The organism is Streptomyces sp. NPDC057287 (genome assembly GCF_042667905.1).
Classification (GTDB): Bacteria; Actinomycetota; Actinomycetes; order Streptomycetales; family Streptomycetaceae; genus Streptomyces.
On the sequence record NZ_JBHUYV010000002.1, the window covers coordinates 1 to 20,971 of the forward strand.

Annotated in this window: 10 protein-coding genes and 1 pseudogene; 3 read left to right on the forward strand and 8 right to left on the reverse strand. The window is 68.8% G+C overall.

Annotated features, from left to right (window positions below):
• A partial coding sequence (locus ACFUNE_RS03325; RefSeq protein ID WP_383561700.1) for a glycoside hydrolase family 2 protein occupies positions 1-1,226 on the reverse strand: 1,226 nt, incomplete at its 3' end.
• 784 nt (positions 1,227-2,010) lie between these two features.
• Between ACFUNE_RS03325 and ACFUNE_RS03330 the strand changes: the two genes are divergently transcribed.
• Complete coding sequence (locus tag ACFUNE_RS03330; RefSeq protein ID WP_383561702.1) at positions 2,011-3,804, forward strand: glycoside hydrolase family 27 protein; 1,794 nt, start codon at positions 2,011-2,013, stop codon at positions 3,802-3,804.
• A gap of 302 nt (positions 3,805-4,106) precedes the next feature.
• Here the strand turns inward: ACFUNE_RS03330 and ACFUNE_RS03335 are convergent, their stop codons facing one another.
• Positions 4,107-5,870 carry a ThuA domain-containing protein gene (locus ACFUNE_RS03335; RefSeq protein WP_383561704.1) on the reverse strand — a complete coding sequence of 588 codons (1,764 nt, stop codon included), beginning with the start codon at positions 5,868-5,870 and terminating at the stop codon, positions 4,107-4,109.
• Positions 5,867-8,689: a PQQ-dependent sugar dehydrogenase gene (locus ACFUNE_RS03340; RefSeq protein WP_383561706.1), complete on the reverse strand. Its 2,823-nt coding sequence runs from the start codon at positions 8,687-8,689 to the stop codon at positions 5,867-5,869. Before ACFUNE_RS03340 ends, ACFUNE_RS03335 begins: the two co-directional genes overlap by 4 nt.
• Before the next feature lie 499 nt (positions 8,690-9,188).
• Between ACFUNE_RS03340 and ACFUNE_RS03345 the strand changes: the two genes are divergently transcribed.
• Positions 9,189-10,853, forward strand: coding sequence for a glycoside hydrolase family 27 protein (locus tag ACFUNE_RS03345; protein ID WP_383561708.1), 1,665 nt, complete (start codon positions 9,189-9,191; stop codon positions 10,851-10,853).
• A 298-nt stretch (positions 10,854-11,151) separates the two neighbouring features.
• Here the strand turns inward: ACFUNE_RS03345 and ACFUNE_RS03350 are convergent, their stop codons facing one another.
• The 4 genes and pseudogenes from ACFUNE_RS03350 to ACFUNE_RS03365 all read right to left on the reverse strand — a co-directional run bounded on the left by ACFUNE_RS03350 (position 11,152) and on the right by ACFUNE_RS03365 (position 18,430).
• Positions 11,152-13,326: a discoidin domain-containing protein gene (locus tag ACFUNE_RS03350; RefSeq protein WP_383561710.1), complete on the reverse strand. Its 2,175-nt coding sequence runs from the start codon at positions 13,324-13,326 to the stop codon at positions 11,152-11,154.
• A gap of 222 nt (positions 13,327-13,548) precedes the next feature.
• The gene (locus ACFUNE_RS03355; protein WP_383561712.1) at positions 13,549-15,738 is read right to left on the reverse strand and encodes a discoidin domain-containing protein; all 2,190 of its coding nucleotides are present in this window, start codon (positions 15,736-15,738) and stop codon (positions 13,549-13,551) included.
• 780 nt (positions 15,739-16,518) lie between these two features.
• Complete coding sequence (locus tag ACFUNE_RS03360) at positions 16,519-18,042, reverse strand: catalase (RefSeq protein WP_383561714.1); 1,524 nt, start codon at positions 18,040-18,042, stop codon at positions 16,519-16,521.
• A 152-nt stretch (positions 18,043-18,194) separates the two neighbouring features.
• Positions 18,195-18,430 (reverse strand): annotated as a pseudogene (locus ACFUNE_RS03365) (GlsB/YeaQ/YmgE family stress response membrane protein).
• Between the two features lie 150 nt (positions 18,431-18,580).
• On the opposite strand from ACFUNE_RS03365, the gene panD reads away from it, so the two are divergent.
• Entirely contained in the window at positions 18,581-19,006 is a 426-nt protein-coding gene (gene panD, locus ACFUNE_RS03370; protein ID WP_383561716.1) for an aspartate 1-decarboxylase, read from the forward strand.
• A 670-nt stretch (positions 19,007-19,676) separates the two neighbouring features.
• On the opposite strand, the gene ACFUNE_RS03375 is transcribed toward panD, so the two are convergent.
• Positions 19,677-20,963 (reverse strand): diaminopimelate decarboxylase, encoded by a 1,287-nt coding sequence (locus ACFUNE_RS03375; protein WP_383562995.1) that lies wholly within the window; start codon positions 20,961-20,963, stop codon positions 19,677-19,679.
• Positions 20,964-20,971: the final 8 nt, after the last annotated feature.

The window sequence follows — 20,971 nt, forward strand, 5'->3', positions numbered from 1 at the left end:
GGACTGACTGGACCGGCTCTCCCGGACCGCCGGTGGCCCGGGTGTACGGGGAACCGGGCCCCCGGGCCGCCGGGGGGGGCACTCAGGGGGGGCGCCGGGGGGCGGGGGCCCCCCGGGGGGGGGGGGCCCCGTTCTTGTTGGGGGGGGGCTTGGGCGGGGTTGGGGGGGGGGCGGCCCCGCCCCCGCCCGCCCCCGCCGCGGTCCTGGTGCAGGTTGACTCCGTGCAGGCTCAGGTGCTTGCCGTTGAGCGAGAACCCGTTCGTCGCGTCGAGGCTGAAGCTTCGCAGGCCGAGCGGTTCGGTGACCACATCTCTGACGGTCCCGTCGGCCGCGTCCCTGATCTCGATGTGGGCGCTGTACTGGTGGGGGTCGGCCAGGCCGTTCCACAGGCGCGGTTCGGTGATTGTCAGTGTCTGCGCGACGTCGAGGCCGCTGCCGGCCCTGACCGACTGTTCGGCGCTGCTCCGGTCGGCCACGATCGTGCCGTCGGTGTCCGTGACAACGGCACGTACTACTACGGAGCGACTGGTGGTGTTGTTGTTGAAGAGTTTCGTCGTGACGTCGACGGTGGCCGAGGCGGCTGTCACGCTCCGCTGGCGCAGGTACACGCCGGGGCCGGCGTAGTCGAGCATCCGCACCGCGAGCCTGTCGACGGCGTGGAGGCTGACGTTGCGGTAGATGCCGCCCTGGAAGGTGTAGTCCGCGTCCAGAGGAGCGACGTCGGGGTCGGGGGAGTTGGTCACCTTGACCGCCAGCACACAGTCCTTGCCGGGCTTGAGTGTCCCGGTGGCGCCGAATCGGAAACGGGAGTACCCGCCGCGGTGCCGGCCGAGGTGAACTCCGTCGACCCAGACGTCAGCCACCTGGTTGGCCCCGGCGAACTGGAGGAACAACATCTTTCCCGCCAGGCTCGCGGGCACGGTGACGTGCTTGCGGTACCAACCGGCGCCTCGGTAGTAGTTGTTGCCACCGTCAGCGCCGTCCAGGGCGTTCCAGGTGTGCGGCACGCTGATCGCGCTCCACGCCCCGTCGTCGAAGTCGGCTGCCTCGGCTCCGGCGGCATCGCCCTTGTGGAAGCGCCAGCCGGAGTTGAGGTTCAGCCGGGTACGTAAGGCGGGCGGTGTGTAGGTCTGAGCGGCGGAAGCTGTGCCGCCTGAGACGAAGGTGGCGATGACGCCGCCTGCCATGGCGCCCAGAATCTGCCGCCTGCTGGAGAGGTTCTTCACGGCGTGCCCTCCCTGGGGGTGTAGGGATGCCCTCCTGGCTCCTGTTCGCCTTCTCTGAGGCATCGAGCCTGAGGTTTATGTATGTGAACGTCGATCTCTCACTTGAACCTCGATAAATGGTGAGGCTAGGCCGGGTGCGACCGCAGGGTCAACCCCGCTGCGCTGTATACGAGTTGAAGCGTCGGCGGGCGGGGTAGCCGTTCATGTGAGTGAACCAAAGTGGTCGAACTACCTGAAGATCGCTGCCGTTGTGGGCGGGGCCCGGCGGGAGGTCGGCGAAGTTCGACGCTTCGGTCTGCAGCTTAGGGCTCGGCTGTCGTGTTGTGAACTGTTGGGTTGTCTTGAGGCTTGACGGAAAAAGAAACGAGACAGCACACTGTCCACCATCGCCTTCGCTGGGTGCGGGTCGACTGCCCGCTCGGACGAGTACGACCAGCGTGCGATCGACTCCCCCTTCCAGCAGCTCGGTTGCCGTACATGAGTCGCGGCCGGGAACGGCCTTCCCCGGCTCCGCCCGGCCGCCCGCCGTGTCAGCCGATGTGTGCCGGCGTGGTGGCCTCGGGGCTGCCTGACGCTGTGGCCCGGTGGATGGCTTCCAGGGGTGGCCAAGGGGGTGTGTCCACGGTGCGCCTGTCTGCTGCTGCACGTCCGGACGTGGTCGGCCGACCGGACACGTCCGGGAAGGGGACCGTTCCACTGCACCCCAGCGAAGACGAGAGCTCCTCTCGCGACCACTGCGCGCCGTCTCCGGCTGCGCGCTCCTACGAAGGAAAGTTGAGGACAGATGAGATCTCGATGGATGGTGCTGGCGCTGACCGTCACCGTCGGCGCCGCACTGGCGGCGCCACAGGCCGTGGGGTCGACCAGGCAGGTGGCCTCGACGGCCGTGCAGGCCGAGGCGCCGGCTGGCGCCGCGGCCCCCATGCTGGACAACGGTCTGGCGGTCGACGCACCGCTGATGGGCTGGAGCGGCTGGGGTTACCTGCAGCGTGACCCCACAGCAGCCAAGTTCAAGGCGCAGGTCGACGCCCTCGTGTCGAGCGGGCTGAAGGACCTCGGCTACAACTACGCCAACATGGACGACTTCTGGTACAAGTGCCCGGGGAGTCAGGGCCCTGACGTGGACTCCAACGGCCGCTGGGTTACGGACGGATCGCTGTTCCCGGGCAGTGGTTCGAAGGACGGCATGCACGTCCTCGGGGACTACGTGCACGGCAAGGGGCTGAAGTACGGCCTGTACGTGACACCGGGCATCTCCGCCCAGGCGGTGGCGAAGAAGACGAAGATCGCGGGCACCTCGTACACCGCGGACCAGATCGCCATGACGAGCAGTGCGAGCAACTTCAACTGCAAGGGCATGCGGAACATCGACTTCAGCAAGCCCGGTGCCCAGGAGTTCATCGACTCCTGGGCCCAGCAGTTCGCCGACTGGGGGGTGGACTACCTGAAGCTGGACGGGGTCGGTCCGTCGAAGACCGCCGACGTCAGGGCGTGGTCCGAGGCGCTGGAGAAGACCGGCCGTCCCGTCGCACTGAACCTGTCCGCCAGCCTGTCAGCCTCCTCCACCTGGTCGGAGCTGTCCAACTCCTGGCGTATCGACGGTGACATAGGTGCCAGTCCGAAGGGCTACAGCTTCCCGCTCACCAGCTGGGAGAACGTCTACAAGCGGTTCGACGACGCCGCCAAGTACCAGCCGTACGCACGGAAGGGAGGATGGAACGACCTGGACTCCTTCGGTGTCGGCAACGGTGACAACGACGGCATCACCCCGCCGCAGCGGCAGACGAACATGGCGCTGTGGGCGCTGGCCAGCTCCCAGTACATGCTGGGTGCCGACCTGACGAATCTCGACCCGGCCGACAAAGCGCTGCTGGCAAACAAGAGGCTCATCTCGATCGACCAGGACGGAATTCCCGCCGCCCGGGTGATCAAGAACGGTGACCAGCAGGTATTCACCAAGCGTGAGAAGAACGGCACCTGGTACATCGGTGTGTTCAACACCGACACCACCTCCAGCCACACCTTCAGTGTCCCGCTGGCCCAGCTCGGGCTCAGCGGTTCGGCGAAGATCACCGACATGATCAACAACGACAAGCCGCTGGGCACCGTCAGCACCTACACCACGAGCGTGGCCCCCGGCGGGGTCGCCCTCGTCTCGGCGGTCCCCACCTCGGGGACGGGCGGCACCGGCACTCTGGTCAGCGCCGGGACCGGTAAGTGCATCGACATCGACGGCAACGTCTACCTGCCCGGCACCAAGACGCAGATCTGGGACTGCAACGGCGGCCTCAACCAGCTGATCACGCCGACCTCCAGCGGTGAACTGCGCACCATGGGCGCCACGGAATGCCTCGACGTCTTCGAGAACGGGACCACTCCCGGAACCAGGGTCTCGCAGTGGAACTGCCACGGCGGTACGTCGCAGAAGTGGACGGTGAAGAGCGACGGCACCGTCGTCGCCCAGAAGTCCGGCCTGTGCCTGGACGTGAAGGGCGGGAAGACCGCGAACGGTACGGAGCTGCAGCTCTGGACCTGCAACGGCACCGACGGTCAGACGTGGACGTGGGCCGGTCGCTGAACCAGGCCATCGAATGAGGTGAAGCACGGCGGTGCTCCGGTCGCGTCCAGTGGCCGGAGCACCGTCCTGTGGTGCGCCGTGACGGGACACGGCCGAGGGGCGGGCGGGTCCGGGGATGTCCGTGGCTCGACGTCCGGGGGCGTGGCATTCCGGCAGGAGCGGCAGGAGCGGCAGGAGCGGCAGGAGCGGCAGGAACGGCGGCAGGGCGCTCGGCTTCACGCCCCGCCGCCGTCACCGGCCCGGTGGTGCGGCCGGTTCCGGGGTCACCGCCTCCCGCGGTGACCCCGGAGTCAAGGTGTTCTTCAGCCGGGCAGCGCCCACTTCTGGTTGGCGCCGGTGTGGCACGCCCAGAGATGGATCTTGGTGCCGTCCGCCGAGGAGGCGCCCGACGCGTCCAGGCACTTGCCCGACTGCGGGTTCCTCAGCGTGCTGTCGGACTGCGGCACCCACTTCTGGGCGCCCGAGCCGTTGCAGCCGTAGAGCTGGATCTTCGTGCCGTCGGCCGTGCCGCCGCCGCTGATGTCCAGGCACTTGCTCAGGGCCCGCAGCGTCTGGTCCGTTCCGGCCGTCCACTTCTGGGCCGCCGAGCCGTTACAGGTCCACAGCTGGATCTGCGTACCGTCGGCGCTCGCGCCGCTCGCGACGTCGAGGCACTTGCCGCCGATGCCCGTGACGGCGCCCTCCTTGGGCCCGGTCGTGCCGCCGAGCTCCTTGATGCGGACGTTGCGGAACGAGACGTCGTCACCCGTGCCGTGGTTCTGCAGGCCGATGTGGCCCTGCTGGAGGCTACGGACGGGATCGGTGTTGGTGAAGTCGTTGATCCTGCGGCCGTTGAGGAAGAGCTGGAGGCGTTCGCCCTCGACCCGGATCTCGTAGGTGTTCCACTCTCCCGGCGGGTTGAGCGCCGCGTCGCGGGCGGACAGGTCGGCCGACTTGAAGCCGTAGACGGACCCTGTCGTACGGTCGGCGGAGTCCGTCGCGTCGATCTGGATCTCGTATCCCTTGTCGACGGCCGACCACGGGTCGTCCGAGGCCGGGAAGCCCACGAACACACCGGAGTTGTCGTCGCCGGCCTGCCGCCAGTCGAGTTTCAGGGAGTATGCCTTGTACTCCTTGGCCTGGTACCAGAGCAGGCCGAGGCCGCCCTGTGAGGTGAGAGTGGCGTCGGAATCGGTGAAGGAACCAGGTCCGGCCTGCTTCCATCCGCCGGTGCCCGTGGTTCCGTACAGAGAGGTGTAGCCCGTCTCCGGACCGCAGTCGGCCTCCGTCAGGCGTGCGGCCCACCGTAGGCCCCCGAGCAGGTGGCGGCGGAAGGCGGCATCGGCGTACGAGTCCTCGGTGTGGCCGCCGCCCGTGTAGAAGGCACGCCCGCCCTGGTAGTCCTTGCACCAGGCGATCGGGTGATCGCCGCCCATCGTGCCTCCGCTGTACGTGGACTCGTCGAGCGAGGCCAGGACGTGCGCGGTGGTCCGGGGGGTGGTGCGGTAGTCGTACCACTCGTCGGTCCGCTGCCAGGTAGGGCCGAGGTGGGCGGTGGCGTCGTGGGCGCGGTCCTCGACCCTGACCGTGGCCGGCTGGATCTGCGGGTGGGACTTGAACAGCGCCCCGGCGAGGCCGCTGTACCAGGCCCAGTCGTATTCGGTGTCGGCAGCCGCGTGAATGCCGACATAGCCTCCGCCACCCGTGATGTAGCTCTCGAAGGCGGTCTGCTGCGCGCTGTTGAGCACGTCGCCGGTGGTGGAGAGGAAGACGACGGCCTCGTAGCCGGCCAGGTTGGCGGTGGTGAAGGCGGCCGCGTCCTCGGTCGCGGTCACGGCGAAGTTGTTGGCGGCGCCCAGCTCGCGCAGGGCGGTGATGCCCTCGTCGATGGAGGAGTGGCGGAATCCGGCGGTCTTGGAGAAGACCAGGACGTCGTACCGCGGGTCGGCGGCGGCCGCCGCGGAGACGCCGGCCGGGGTGGGTGCCCCGGCCTCGGGTGCGGCGGTGGAAACAGCCGTGGGGAGGGCGGCCGTGGCGAGCAGGGCGCACGCGGCCCAGGCGGCAAGGCGCCCGTGGAGTCGGCTCATGGCAGGATCCACTTCTGGTTGGCACCGGAGTTGCAGGTCCACAGGTGGAGCTTGGTCTGGTCGGCCGAAGACCCACCGGCAGCGTCCAGGCACTTGCCGGACACCGGGTTCTTCAGAGTGCCGTCGGACTGGGGCGCCCATTTCTGGGCCCCGGTGTTGTTGCAGCCGTAGAGCTGGATCTTCGTGCCGTCGGCCGTGCCGCCGCCGCTGATGTCCAGGCACTTGCCGAGCGCGCGCAGCGTCTGGTCCGTCCCGACCGTCCAGCTCTGGGCGGTCGTCCCGTTGCAGCCGTAGAGCTGGATCTGCGTTCCGTCGGCCGTGGCTCCGGCAGCGACGTCGACACACTTGCCGCCGATCCCCGTGATCTTTCCGGTCCGGGCGGGCTGCGCACTCGTGGTGACGGTGAAGTCGTCGACGTCGAAGAGGGATCCACTGCCTCCCTTGAAGACGAGGTGAAGCGTGGTGGTGCCGGCCGGACGGGCGGTGAGGTTCGTGGACACGTCCTGGAAGGACTCCCACCCTCCGGTGGCGGGGACGGCCGCCGACCCGAGCAGAGTGCCGGTGGGCGAGCCCGCCCGGACCTCCAGGGTCCCTCCTGCGCCACCGGAGGCGACGCGGGCCGTCAGCTTGGTGACGTCGGCGAGGAGGTACGGCTTGAAGGAGATCCAGTCGCCGTTGTCGATGTAGCCGACGGCCTTCCCGCCGTGCGCCTCGGCCTTGTCGACGATCGTGACACCGGCGGAGTCCCCGAAGTGCTCGGCCTGGCGCTGGCTGCCCTGGCTGAGGTTCTGGTCATGGGTGGTCAGCGCCGGCTGTCCGTTCGCCCCCTTGTCGGTGTACTCGGCGTCCCAGACGCCGAAGATGTTGGCGTTGGGGTCGTGTTCACCGTCGGCGATGGTCTGCACGGTTCCGGAGCAGCCGGTGGCGGAGGTCTGCGGGTGGCCGTGGCTGTCGTGGCCGATGATGAAGGTGACCTTCACCTTGGAGCAGTCGACCGTTCCGTCCTCGGGGTCGGTGACGGTGACCTTGAAGGGCACGGCGGCACCCGGGTCGATGACGGAGCCGTCGACGGGCAGTTCGAGGGTGACGCTCGGCGCCGTGTTGCCGACGGTGATGATCACCGACGCGGTCGCGGTCTTCCCGGTGCCGTCGGAGACCGTCAGCTCCGCGGTGTAACGCCCGTTGGAGGAGTACGTGTGGGAGGGGGAAGCGCTGGTGGAAGTGGTGCCGTCACCGAACTTCCAGGCGTAGGAGAGAGGGTCACCGTCGGGGTCGGAGCTGCCCGCCGAGGAGAACTTCACCGCGAGGGGGGCGCCCCCGGAGGTGCGGTCGGCTGCCGCCTTGGCGAGCGGGGACCGCCCGCCGGTGATGTGCTCGATGCGGTAGACGGCGCTGTTCGCGTCCCCGTTGAAGTAGCCCGTGCCGTAGTCGAGTACGTAGAGGGCGCCGTCCGGCCCGAAGGCCGAGTCCATGACCTGGGTGCCCTGCCAGGGAAAGGCGTTGATCGACTGCACGGTGCCGTCGGTGCCCTGCTCGATGCGCTTGATCCACTTGCGGCCGAACTCGCCGGCGAAGAAGTCGCCGTCGTAGCTCTGGGGGAACTTGACGTCCGAGGTCGAGGCCGCGTCGTAGCGGTAGACGGGCCCGCCCATGGGTGACTCGGAACCGCTGCCGAATTCGGGAACCGACCCCCCGTCGTAGGGGATCCAGGCGGGCTGGGCGGCAGGCAGATCGGTCAGGCCGGTGTTGTTGGGCGAGGTGTTCTTGGGGGCGGAGCAGGAGAAGGCGGCTCCGGACGTCGAGGTGGCGAAGTTGTAGTCGACGTAGGCGTTGTTCTTGCCGGTGCAGTAGGGCCAGCCGTAGTTGCCCGCCTTGGTGATGCGGTTGAACTCGACCTGCCCGGCAGGCCCGCGACTCGCACTCGCCGTGCCGGCGTCGGGGCCGTAGTCACCGAGGTAGACGGTGCCGGTCGGCTTGTCGACGCTCATCCGGAAGGGGTTGCGGAACCCCATGGCGTAGATCTCGGGCCTGGTCCTCGCGGTTCCCGGCGCGAACAGGTTGCCCGACGGGATGGAGTAGTCGCCCGCCGCGTTCACCTTGATGCGCAGGACCTTGCCGCGGAGGTCGTTGGTGTTGCCCGCCGAACGCTGGGCGTCGTAGGCGGGGTTGCGGCCGGAACGCTCGTCGATGGGGGTGAACCCGTCGGAGGCGAAGGGATTGCTGTCGTCGCCCGTCGAGAGGTACAGGTTGCCCTGGGCGTCGAAGTCGATGTCTCCACCGACGTGACAGCAGAGACCGCGGCTGGCCGGGACGTCCAGGACCTTCTTCTCGGAAGCCGTGTCGAGCGTGCCGTCGGTCTTCAGGACGAAGCGTGAGAGCCGGTTGACGCCGTCGAACGGTGTGAAGTCGGCCGCCGAACCGTTGGCCGGGGCGTCCCCCGAGGGAGTCGAGAGCACCGGGGCGTAGTACAGGTAGACGAAGCGGTTGGTGGTGAAGCCGGGGTCGACACCGACGCCCTGCAGCCCCTCCTCGTCGTGCGAGTAGACGTTGAGCCGCCCGGCGACCTTGGTGGTGCCGGCCGCGTCGGTGAGGCGCAGGGTGCCGTCCCGCGAGGTGTGAAGGACGGACCGGTCGGGCAGGACGGCGAGCGTCATCGGCTCACCGGTCTCCGCCACTCCCTTGGCCAGGGTGACCTGCTGGAACTCCTCGGCCGCCATGGGTGCGGCCTCGACAGGTCTCTGCTGGGCGGTGAGGGCGCCCGCGGTGACGGCTAAGGTGCACGCCAGGGCCGCGAGAGGTCTGATCAGTTTCCTGTGCACGCGAATCCTCCGTGTGAAGACGGGGTCGGGGGTGGAGCACAGGCGCGTGCCGTCGCGCCGGGAGCCGGATGCCCCAGGGGGAGGAGAGCACCCGGTCCTTGTTGTCCGGTTCAGGTCAGGAAGGTAATGGCTTTTCCTTCCGTCAGAAAGCCTTTTGACGTACAGGGCTGGAACTTTTTCCCGCAGGGAGACAAAGCGGCCGGGTGGGGACCTGGGCAGTCGATGGGTGCCCCCCGACTTCCGCCGGCGGCGTGGACTTCATCCGGTCGGTGGCGTCGTCACGCGGCCGGCCGCTCGCCCGGGTGCCGTTCCTGGTGGCGTCGTCGCACGGGTCCAGGTGCGTCCTGCGGTTCGGGGGCGAAGGGGTGCTCATGCGCGCCGGGAGGCCGCGGAACACCGTGCGCACCCCCTTGACACCTGTCTGTTACGACGGTCAAATGTGGTTGCTTTCGTTCGACCTTGGTGAATTGTGCGTCAAACCTCTCCTCAGGAGTCGCATATGTCCAGCGAACAACACAGTTTCAGACAGCGCTTAGGGGCCTCGGTCGCCTCGCTCACGCTGGCCCTCAGCGGTCTGACCGGGGCGGCCGTGGTGACCGCAGGAGTCACGGCCGGTACGCAGATCGCCGCCGCGCCGGAGGCCGCAGCGGTGGAGAACGGCCTGGCCCGGACCCCTCCGATGGGCTTCAACAACTGGAACACCACGGGCTGCGGATCGCAGTTCGACGAAGCGATGATCAAGGGCATCGCCGACACCTTCGTCGCGAAGGGCCTCAAAGCCGCGGGTTACACCTACGTCAATCTCGACGACTGCTGGGCGCTGCCCTCGCGGAATGCCGCCGGCAACCTGGTCCCCGACCCGGTGCGCTTCCCGAACGGCATCAAGGCCGTAGCCGACTACGTGCATTCCAAGGGGCTGAAATTCGGTCTGTACTCCAGTGCGGGCACCAAGACCTGCGCGGACGAGGGCTTTCCCGGTGGCCTCGGTTACGAGAAGCAGGACGCCACCCAGTGGGCCTCCTGGGGTGTGGACTACCTGAAGTACGACAACTGCAACAACACCGGCGCCGACGCGCGGACCCGGTACAAGACGATGGGCGACGCCCTCGCGGCCACCGGCCGCCCGATTCTCTACAGCATCTGCGAGTGGGGCTCCAACTCCCCCTGGAACTGGGCACCGGCCATCGGCAACGCCTGGCGCACCACCGGTGACATCAACGACACCTGGTCGAAGATGCTCGAGAACACCCATGAGAACCAGCCGCGGGCGCAGTACGCCAAACCCGGTGCCTGGAATGACCCGGACATGCTGGAGGTCGGCAACGGCGGCATGACCGACACCGAGTACCGCACCCACTTCAGCCTGTGGGCGCAGATGGCCGCACCTCTGCTCATCGGCAGCGACATACGCACCGCGAGCGCGGCGACGCTGAGCATCCTGGAGAACCGCGACGTCATCGCCGTCGACCAGGATCCCCTGGGCAAGCAGGGCACCGTCGTCTCCTCCTCCGGCGGACTCGTCGTGATGACCAAGCAGTTGGCCAACGGTGACCGCTCGGTCACCCTCACCAATGAGAGCAGCTCCACCGCCACCGTCAGCACCACGGCCGCCGCGGTCGGACTGCCGGGCGCGGCCTCGTACAAGCTCTCCAACCTGTGGTCCAAGGTGGTGTCGTCGACCAGCGGCACGATCAGCGCGTCCGTACCCGCGCACGGCACGGTGATGTACAGGGTCTCGCCCGGCACCGGCAGCAGCGTCGGTACGACCCGTCCGCTGATCAGCGCCTCCTCCCAGCGCTGCCTGGACGCGGAAGGCGCCGAGACGGCGCCCGGGACCAAGATCGAGATCTGGGACTGCAACGGCCGCCCCAACCAGGCCGTGACGCTCACCGCCGCCGGTGAGCTGCGCCTCTACAACGGCACGCAGTGCGTCGACGTCCACGAGAACGGGACCACGCGGGGCACAGCGGTGCAGCTGTGGACGTGCAACGGCGGGGCCAACCAGCAGTGGAGGCTCAACGCCGACGGGACCATCACCGGTATCCAGTCGGGACTGTGCCTGGATGTCACAGGTGGTGACAAGCCGGCGGGGAACGTCAACGGCGCCCCGCTGGAGTTGTGGACCTGCAATGGCGGCGCCAACCAGCAGTGGAGCCTGGGCTGATCGACCCCGCCCGGCCGGACGCGGACCGGTACGCGCGCATGGGAGCATGCGTGCCGGGCCCCCGCCCGCCCGCCCGGCCGGGCGGGCGGGCGGGGCGACATGAGGCGCGTTTCGGATCTCCGGGTGCGCCGTTGAGGGGCGCCGGATCGCGGACCGTGCGTGGGTGCCGCCGCACCTGCGCACGGCCGCGGTCCTGATCATCGCCGGATTCCGGGCGCTCCCGCGTGAGGGGAGAGCCCGGCCGCCCCGTTACGGCGACGGCCGGGCCCTGCCGGTCATACGGCACGCTCCGCCCTGATCAGCTGTAGATGCCGAATTCGTGCAACGAGTAGCCCCAGGCCGTGCCTCGGGCCTTCAGCTGGAGCCGCACGTGCCGGGCGGTGGTGGAGGCGTCGATCGTGTCGATGTCCCCGTTGCCCGACGTGGTCGTGTGGACCGTGCGCCAGTTGGTGCCGTCGTCGGAGACCTGCACGTCGTAGGACTTGGCGTAGGCGGGGTCCCAGACCAGCTGGATCTTCCGGAACGCGGTCGGCCTTCCGAGGTCGACCTGGATCCACTGGGGGTCGCTCCAGTCGCTGGCCCACCGTGTCTCCGTCTTCCCGTCCGTGGCAAGGCCGGCCGGGCACGGGCAGTCACCGTAGGAGGCCTGGAAGGAGGAGGCGGTGGCGGGCTTGTTCAGCGCGACGTTGGTGCCGTCCACGGGCGGCGCGACGACCTTGACCGACTTCGTGTCGATCCCGGCGTTGCCACGGCCGTCCTCGGCCTGGATGTACACCTTCCACACACCGAGCTTCTCGGGCGCGGTGACGGCGAACGTGCCGTTGCCGGTGGACCGCCACTGGGCCTCGACGAGCCCCTTGTCGCCGCTGGCGTAGTTGCCGCTCAGGAAGATCTTGTACTTCACCGGGTCGCCGTCCGGGTCCCGCACGTCCGCACGGACCGTGAACTCCTTGCCGGCCGGCGCCGAGGACGCCGGAGTGACGCCCATGTTCGTGATGACGGGCGGTGTGTTGTCCCCGCTCGTCGACCCCGCGTACGCCTTCTTCACCGCGTAGTAGGACAGGCGCTTCAGACCGTCGGGCAGCAGGTTGAACCAGACGCCGCCGAAGTCGTGCTCCAGCCCGTAGTGGAACAGCGTGGCACCGAGCGCCACCCCCTGGTGTCCGGTGACACAGCCCCACGCCTTGGTGTAGCCCTCGGCCTTCTGTACGTCGGTGGGCTCGTCGGGTACGCCGTTGGCGTCGTCCGGGACCTCCCATTCGCCCGCCGGTCCGCCCTCGGTGATGATGTAGGGCTTGGTGTAGCCGCCCTGCTCCCAGGCACCGCGGACGTTGCAGATGTCGCCGTAGGAGTTCATCGAGTAGAGGTCGAGGTCAGGGGCGTTGCGCTTGTAGTACGGCCAGGCGCCCGTCCACGCGTCGGTGGAGGTGACCGGGTGGTCCGGGTCGATCGAGTGGATCTTCTTGGCGACGTCGTTGACGAAGGACGTGTACGCGTTGCGCTGGTTCTCCAGCTCGGTGCCGCTGTAGCAGTTCTGGAGGCCGAGCACCGACTCGTTGCCGACGTTCCACATCAGGACACCGGGGTGGCTCTTGTAGACGTCGACCCACTTGGCGAACTCGGTGAGCGAACTGCTCTTGTACGCGGAGTCGGTGACGTAGTTGACGCAGCCACCGCTGCCGGGGCCACCGCCGGGCTGGAGCCAGAAGCCGCTGACGACCCGGATGCCGTTGGCGGCTGCCTCGTCGAGCAGGGGCTTGCTGGAGCCGTCGGTGCCCCAGGTCCGGATGGTGTTCACACCCATCGACTTGAGGTCCGGCATGTAGCGGGCCGCGTCGCCGACGGACGGCCCCCACGTGAGCCCCTTGACCTGGTAGGGCTTGCCGCCGACGGTGAGCTGCCAGTTGCCCTGCGAGCCGGTCACGGCGACCGCGCCTCCGGTCGCGGGAGGCGGGCCGTCACCGTTGCCGTAGACCTGGAACTCCCACAGCGAGTAGCCGTAGCCACCGGAGCGGGCCGTACCGAGCATCCGGACGTAGCGGCCGGCGCCGGACACGGCGACGTCGTCGGTGCCGCCGTCACTTCCGGTGACGGTCTTCAGGGAGCGCCAGTCGGTGCCGTTGTCGGAGGCCTGGAGCTCGTAGTTCTTGGCGTGCGCCGCCTCCCAGGTGAGCACGACACGGCTCAGGTTCTGCTTGCTGCCGAGGTCGACCTGGATCCACTGGGGGTCGCTCCACTGGCTGGCCCAGCGGGTCCCGGTGAGATTGCCGTCCACCGCTGCGGCCGCCCCGAACGCCTCGCCCTCGTGGGAGGAGGCCGTAGCAGGTCTGCCCTGGGACAGCAGGGTCTCGGCGGCCTGGGCGGGAGGGGAGGCCGTGACGGTGAGTGACGACGCGATGAGGGCGCCGAGGGCTAGGAGGGGCACGCCGACGCGGCGCCGTGCCGGTGACGGGTGTGGGAGGAGTGGTGACATATCTGCTCCTGGCAGGTCTCGGAGTTCCGGGCGGCGGGTCATGCGCAGGGGGTTCCTGGAGCCGTCCGGCGTGTGGGGAGGGCGGCCCGTCCGTTCGACGGAGCGGGGTGCCCCTGTTCTCGCGCGTGTCCGGTGCTGCCCCTCCGGGCGGGGGCGCGGGGATGAACCCCGCCCGGAGGGCGTTGTTCCCGGTCCGGCCCGGCGGGCCGGACCGGAGGATCATCAGGGGTAGGACACCACGGTCGACGGGACCGTCGAGGTGCCCGAGGTGGGCGACCCGGTGTCGTTGATGACGTGGTCGTAGTGGCCGTTGCCGCCGAGGGAGACCACGAGCAGGCTGTGGAACCTGACTCCGGGCTTCACAGGCGCCTTGAAGCCGTGGTCCTGACGGATCGTCGGGTCGACGTTGTAGTTGGAGTAGCTGCCCATGCCCCAGCCCTCGTGGACGTTCACGGAGTCGTCGACGCGGTAGGCGGCGTAGCCCTTGGTGGCGCCGTTCTGGATGGCGGCCTGGCTGGGTGCGTCGTACGCCTTCTCGTTCTGGTAGAAGATCGTCTTGCCCCGCTCGCCGTACCACTCGACGTCGTACTTGTTGAAGTGCTCGACGAACAGGCCGGTCGCCAGTACGTCGTCGCCATTGACCCGCAGCCCGTAGTCGGCGCGGTTGGTCTCCCAGCCCACACCTTCGCCGTGGTCGGCGCGCCACACCCAGGTGTGATCGATGATCACGTCGTCGCTGTTGACGAGGATGCTGGTCGTCGCCTTGCCGGGGCCCGCGCCACCGACGCGGACGTAGACGTCCTGGACGGTGGTGGGGTTGGCGGCGTGGTCGGCGGAGGCTCCCTGTCCACCGATCTCCAGCAGAGTCGGGGAGTTGACCGGTCCGGCGTCGATGAGGAAGCCGGCGAGCTTCACCCCGTCGACGTCGGCGACCTTCATGGCGGTCACACCGTTGTCGGGGATGATCGTGGCGAGACCGAGACCCAGCACGACGGTGTCGGCCCGCTTCACGTCGATGGTCCGGTCGACGTGGTAGATGCCGGGAGTGAAGAGCAGGTTCAGCCCCTGCTCCAGGGCCGCGTTGATCGTCGCCGCCGTGGCCCCGGGCTTGACGACGTAGAACTTGCTGAGCGGGATGGACGTGCCCTGCGGGGTGCCGTCGGCCCAGCTGGTGCCCCGCGCGTTGGTGCGCTTGGCCGGCGCGAAGACCTTGAACTCGTTGCCGTCCATGTAGAGGAAGGGCTTCTCGCGCGAGGTCGGCGTGGTGTCGAGCGTGGTGTACCGGGGCTCGGGGAAGCTGTTCGCGGGAGCACCCTCGACGCCCGAGAAGGTCATGTTCCAGACGCCGTTGGTCCAGCCGCCGATGGTGCTGTCGCGGGTGTACCACTGCTGCTGCGAGTAGGGGCCGACCTGGCCGTCGATCTTGCTGTCGGCGATGTAGCCGCCGCTGGCCCAGCCGTAGCCGTCGGGTGCGAGGCTCAGATCCCCCTTGACGTGCATGCGGCGGAACGAGGCCGCCTGGGAGACGGCCCAGCGGTTGGTGCCGCTGACCGGCTTCAGTGCCAGGTTCTCGGCCGAACGCCAGAAGTTCTGGGTGGCGTTGCCGTTGAACCAGCCGGCGTCGACGGTGACATCACCGTTGAAGGTGGTGTCGTCGGGCTTCAGACCGAGGCCGGCGATCTGGGTGTAGAAGCCGATCTGCGCGTTGATGTTGTCGTACGTGCCGGGCTTGAAGAAGAAGGCATGCCGCCCGCTGCCGAACTGCGCCGACTCCTGCTCGCTGAAGACCTGGTCGAGCTTGGCCTGGATGCCAGGCGTGGAGGGGTCGAAAACATGTACGTTCGGGCCGAGATCGCCCCCGCCGGGAATGGTCGGACCCGTGCCGCCGTCCGCGCTGCCGAAGACTTTGAACTCCCAGAGGGAGTAGCCGTATCCGGTGGCGCGCGCGGTTCCGAGCATGCGGACGAAGCGCGCGGTCCCCGAGACGTCGACGGTCTCGGTGCCGCCGGCCCCCGTGGTCGTGGAGTAGGCGGTCGACCAGTCCGTGCCGTTGCCGGACACCTCGATGCGGTAGGTCTTCGCGTATGCCGCCTCCCAGCTCAGCTCGACCCGGTCGAGGGCGGCGGGGGCACCGAGGTCGACGCTCAGCCACTGGGGGTCGGAGGCGGCGCTCGACCAGCGGGTGCCGGGGTCACCGTCGACAGCGCCGGCGGCCGGCGTTCCGTAGTGCTCCTGGCTGGAGGCCGTCGCCTGCTTGCCCTGCGACAGCAGCACGGGCGCCGCCTCAGCCTCCGTGGCCGGAGTCAGAGCGAGCAGAGCGGCAGCCAGTGCGGTGACGACCGCTCCGACGAGTCCCTTGCGGGCAGCTCCGGGCGGCGGTGCCGCTATGAGGTGTATGCCAACTGCGGGCATCTGGGGGCTCCTTGAGAAACGATCTGACGGGAGAGCGCTCTCCGAAACTTTGGCCCGGCCCACCCGCGTGGTCAAGAAGCGTGTAGCACTTATCTTTCATCTTTTATTAAGAGTCGATTTTTGTCTGACCGGACCACCGGCCTCGGCCACGGCGATCGACCGGCTGGCTGCCGCAAGTCCGGCTTGCGAGATCGCCCTGGTGGGTGGCTGTACGGGCCCTCGGTCCGTGCCCCCCGTGCTTCGGGGGAGGGGCTCCTGGGTGGCCGCCGTCCGCGTTCGAAGGCCTGCGGGCGGCTCGGAGGGGGTCGACGTCGCGGTGGGGCGGCTGCAGGCCGGTGGGTGATCTCGGAACCGCATGCCGGTGCGCAGGCCACGTTGTGGGTGACTGGCATCATTCGTCGGGGTCCCGGCGGGGGCGGGAGCTGACCTGCCACGCGACTCGTTGCACTGTAGGGAAACAGCACTTGACCTGCAAAAACGCAGGCAGGAAGTCTAAAGGCTGTCCCGTAATCCCTGGCGGGCGCACGACGACAGCTACGGCACCTCGCTGCGTTGTGGGAACGCCCGAGTACATCCAGTATGCGGACGCCCCTCCGCCTTGCGATGCACCGCATCTGACGCCGCGCGCTGATCCACCAGGGCCTCGCTGGTGGAATCGGCTCGACCTGGCGCGGCCCCTGCCCGCTTCCGGCCGGGTGGATTCCGTCCCGGTCGGTGGTCTGGTTCTGCACTGAAAGGGAGGGGCCGCCGACCCCCTTCCGGGCGGCCGGCGGCCAGGCATCAGGCCTTGTGCTGCATTGACGAGCGGGCCGGGTTGCCCTGCTCGCCCGCCTTCGGGTCCTTCTCACCGGCCTTCGCGCGGACGCCCTGCTCGACGCGCTTGCCGAGCGTGCTGTCGACGTTCGACCAGTACTGGAACGCCCGCTGGAGGACCGGTTCGCTGACGCCGTTGAGGAGGTGGCCGACGATGTTGTCCACCAGCCGGTCCCGCGCCGCGTCGTCCAGGACCTCGCGGACCATCGTGCCCGCCTGGCCCCAGTCGTCGTCCTGGGCGTGGTCGACGTACGCCGCCCGGGTGATGTCGCCGTCCGCGTACCAGCTCGGCGGCGAGCCGTAGCGCTCCGTGTCCGCCTCCGGGCCGCCCTTGGAGTTCGGGGCGTAGACCGGGTCGGAGGTCTTCCGGTATGCCATCGCCCCGTCCTTGGAGTACGTGTACACCGGGACGACGGGGGCGTTGACGGGGAGCTGCTGGTAGTTGCCGCCGATGCGGTGGCGGTGCGCGTCGGCGTAGGAGAACAGCCGTGCCAGGAGCATGCGGTCCGGGCTCGGGCCGATGCCCGGCACGAAGTTGTTCGGCTGGAAGGCCGCCTGCTCGATTTCGGCGTGGTTGTCCGTGGGGTTGCGGTCCAGCGTCATCCGGCCGACCTCGATCAGCGGGTAGTCGCCGTGCGGCCACACCTTCGTCAGGTCGAAGGGGTTGAACCGGTAGTCCTTCGCGTCCTCGTACGGCATGACCTGAACCTTGAGGGTCCAGCTCGGGTACTCCCCGTCGCGGATGTGCTCGAAGAGATCACGCGTGTGGTAGTCCGTGTCTGCGGAGGCCATCTGGTCGGCCTCGTGCTGGGTGAACGTCTCGATGCCCTGGTCGGTCTTGAAGTGGTACTTCACCCAGAACCGCTGGCCCTGCGCGTTGATCCACATGTACGTGTGTGAGGTGTAGCCGTTCATGTGGCGCCAGGTGCGCGGGATTCCGCGGTCGCCCATCAGCCAGGTGACCTGGTGTGCCGACTCGGGCGAGAGGGTCCAGAAGTCCCACTGCATGTCGTGGTCGCGCAGGTTGTTGTCCGCCCGGCGTTTCTGGGACCGAATGAAGTGCTGGAACTTCATCGGGTCCTTCACGAAGAACACGGGGGTGTTGTTGCCCACCATGTCGTAGTTGCCTTCGCTGGTGTAGAACTTCACCGCGAAACCGCGCGGGTCCCGCCAGGTGTCCGGGCTGCCCCGCTCCCCGGCGACGGTCGAGAACCTGATGACCAGGTCGGTCGTGGTGCCGGGCTGAAAGAGCGCGGCCTTCGTGTACGCGGACACGTCCGAGGTCACCTCGAACTTCCCGAAGGCACCGCTGCCCTTGGCATGCGGCTGGCGTTCGGGGATGCGTTCGCGGTTGAACTGGGCCATCTGCTCGATCAGGTAGGAGTCCTGGAGCAGGATCGGTCCGCCCGGGCCGACGGTGAGGGAATGTTCGTCGCTCTCTGCCGGGGCGCCGGAGTCGGAGGTGGTCGGCTTGCGCGAGGTGTCGGTCATGTCGTCGTTTCCTCTTGTCTGTCTTCTGTAGACCCGTCGGCGATGCTTCCTGCTACGGCTGCCCTACTGGACCTATACCAATGTAGGCAAAAACGGTCGAATCGACTCGCCGAGAAGTTGCAGGCGCGGACCGCCTGAGGGCGCGGGCCGGGTCAGCGGGAGCGCTGTACCGCGACCAGCCGGTAGACCATCAGGGCGAGGATCGAACCGACGGCGGCGGCGATCCACGTCGACAGGCGGGAGAATCCCGTCGATCGAGTCACGCCGAAGATCACCTTGCCGAGCCGGCCGCCGAGCAGCCCGCCCGCGATGCCGATGACCATCGTGACGAGGCAGCCCCCGGGCTCTTGCCGGGAGTCAGCGCCTTGGCGATCAGTCCTGCGAACAACCGCCGCCTGTAAGAGAGTCAGCATTGGGTCAGCACCAGTCCTGAAAAACCTGCTGACCCCTGCCCGGACGTGCGACTCGTTGTAATCTGGACGCACCGCCCTTGACCTGCAAGTACGCAGGCAGGGAGCCTAGTAGACGGAGTGCCCTCATGATGCGTACCATGTTCAAGTCGAAGATTCACCGTGCCACCGTCACCCAGGCCGACCTGCACTATGTGGGTTCCGTGACGGTCGATGCCGATCTGATGGACGCCGCGGATCTGCTGCCCGGTGAGCTCGTCCACATCGTGGATATCGACAACGGCGCCCGCCTCGAGACCTACGTCATCGAAGGTGAGCGCGGATCCGGTGTCATCGGCATCAACGGCGCAGCCGCCCACCTGGTGCACCCGGGTGACCTGGTCATTCTCATCAGCTACGCCCAGGTCGACGATGTCGAGGCGCGTGCCCTCGTGCCGAGCGTCGTGCACGTCGACGCGGGGAACCGCATCGTGGCCCTGGGGTCGGACGCGTCCGCCCCCGTGCCGGGTACACGCACCGAGCGCAGCCCGCAGGCCGTAGCCGGGCGGAGCTGACCCCGCCGCGCGCACCTCACTGGGAGAGGGCCCCCTCCCTCTGTCCGTGCGTCGACACGAGGCCCTCTGCCACCCGGGCCGGGTGGCAGAGGGCCCGGGGGAACGGGTGCGCCCGGCAGAGCAGCGGCTCGGCGGACAGCCCGCGCTGTTGCGGGGCCGGCCGGGGGACCCCGGCGACCGGTGTCGCGGTGTGCACGTATGGACTCGGCAGGCGCGGGCAGCCGCACGGGGAGACGGTGGACATGAGGTCCACCGTCTCCCGTCCGTCGCAGTTGGAGGCCCGAGATGACGCACCCGTATCCCGACCCCGTACCGCCCGCGCCGACGCCGCCGCCCGTGCCGGGGCCGCCGACCCCCGTGCCCTCGCCCCCGCCCGTGCCGGGGCCGCCGACCCCCGTGCCTCCCGGCCCGGCGCCCGATCCGATTCCGCAGCCGCCGAACCCGAACCCCGAACCGGTACCCGAGCCGGAGCCCTCGCCCCAGCCGGCGGGGTGAGCCCGAGCCCGCTAAGGGCTGTCCCGTAATCCCTGGCGGGCGTACGACGACAGCTACGGCACCTCGCCGCGTTGTCGGAACGCCCGAATACATCCAGTATGCGGACGCCCCTCCGTCTTGCGATGCACCGCATCTGACGCCGCGCGCTGATCCACCAGGGATTACGGGACAGCCCTCAGGTCCGCCCCCGGAGCTGGGCCAGGGCGTCGGCGTGGGCCAGCCCGCTCTCCTCCGCCACCGAGTCCAGTGACTGCGGGTCGCGCACCGGGGCGAAGCGCATGCCGCCGGTTTCGCCGGCGAATCCGTACACGGCCGGCCGGGGCAGACTGTTGTAGGCCCATGGGGTGGAGAAGTAGTACGCCCCCGTGTCGTACAGGGTCACGAAGTCGCCCTCCCGCAGCTCGGGCAGTTCCCTGGCATGGGCCACGATGTCCCCGGCGAAGCAGCACGGCCCCGCGATGTCCTGGACCATCGGCGGCCCGCTCCGGGGGCTGCCGTTCCCGTCGAACGCTCCGACCCGGAGCGGCCAGGCATCGGGCATGAAGACGGTGCGGGTGGCGATCTGCGCCCCGGCGTGGGTGAGTGCGATGCGGCGCCCGCCCGCTTGCTTCGTGTACTCGACACGTGCAGCGATGAAGCCGTTCTTGGCGAGGAGGGATCTGCCGAATTCGGTGACCAGGTCGTAGTGCCCGTCGAAGATCCCGGGAGCCGCGGCGCGGAGAGCCGCCACGTACTCGGCGAAGGCGGGGCGCACCTCGTCGTCGGCGAAGTTCACCGGCAGCCCGCCCCCGATGTCGATCCCGGTGACCCGGCGCGTGCCCAGCCGTTCGTTGATCTCCTCGGCGAGCCGGTACGTCTCGGCGATGCCCGAGGCGATCAGCTCCAGTGAGCAGCCCTGCGAGCCGACATGGGCGTGCAGCCGGGTCAGCCAGGGGCGCTCCGCGAACGCCCGGACGACCTGCTCACGTGCCCCGGGGTCACGCAGGGCCACGCCGAATTTCGAAGTGGCCGTCGCTGTGCTCATGGCGCCGATGGAACCGCCCCCCACCTGCGGATTCACCCGCAGTCCGAGGAGAGACGCAGAGCCGGGGGAGTGGAGTTCCTCGATGCGGCGCAGCTCACCGAAGCTGTCCGCGTTCACCGCGACACCCAGAGCAAGGGCCAGCCGCAGCTCGTCGCGGGTCTTGGCGGGGGAGTCCAGGACGATCCGCGCCGGAAGGAAACCGGCCTCGATCGCGAGCCTCAGCTCACCCGGGCTGGCGACTTCGCAGCCCATGCCGCTCGCGGCGAGCAGTCGCAGCACCGGGATCAGCGAGGCGGCCTTCGCGGCGAAGGTGTGCAGCACCCGCACGCCCGGCTCGGCGGCGAAGGCGTCCCTCAGTGCGTCTGTTGAGTCGCGTATCCCGTCCGCGTCCAGGAAGCCGGCGAGGGGTCGCTTCTCGCCGAGCAGCCCTTCCGCCACCGCGAGGC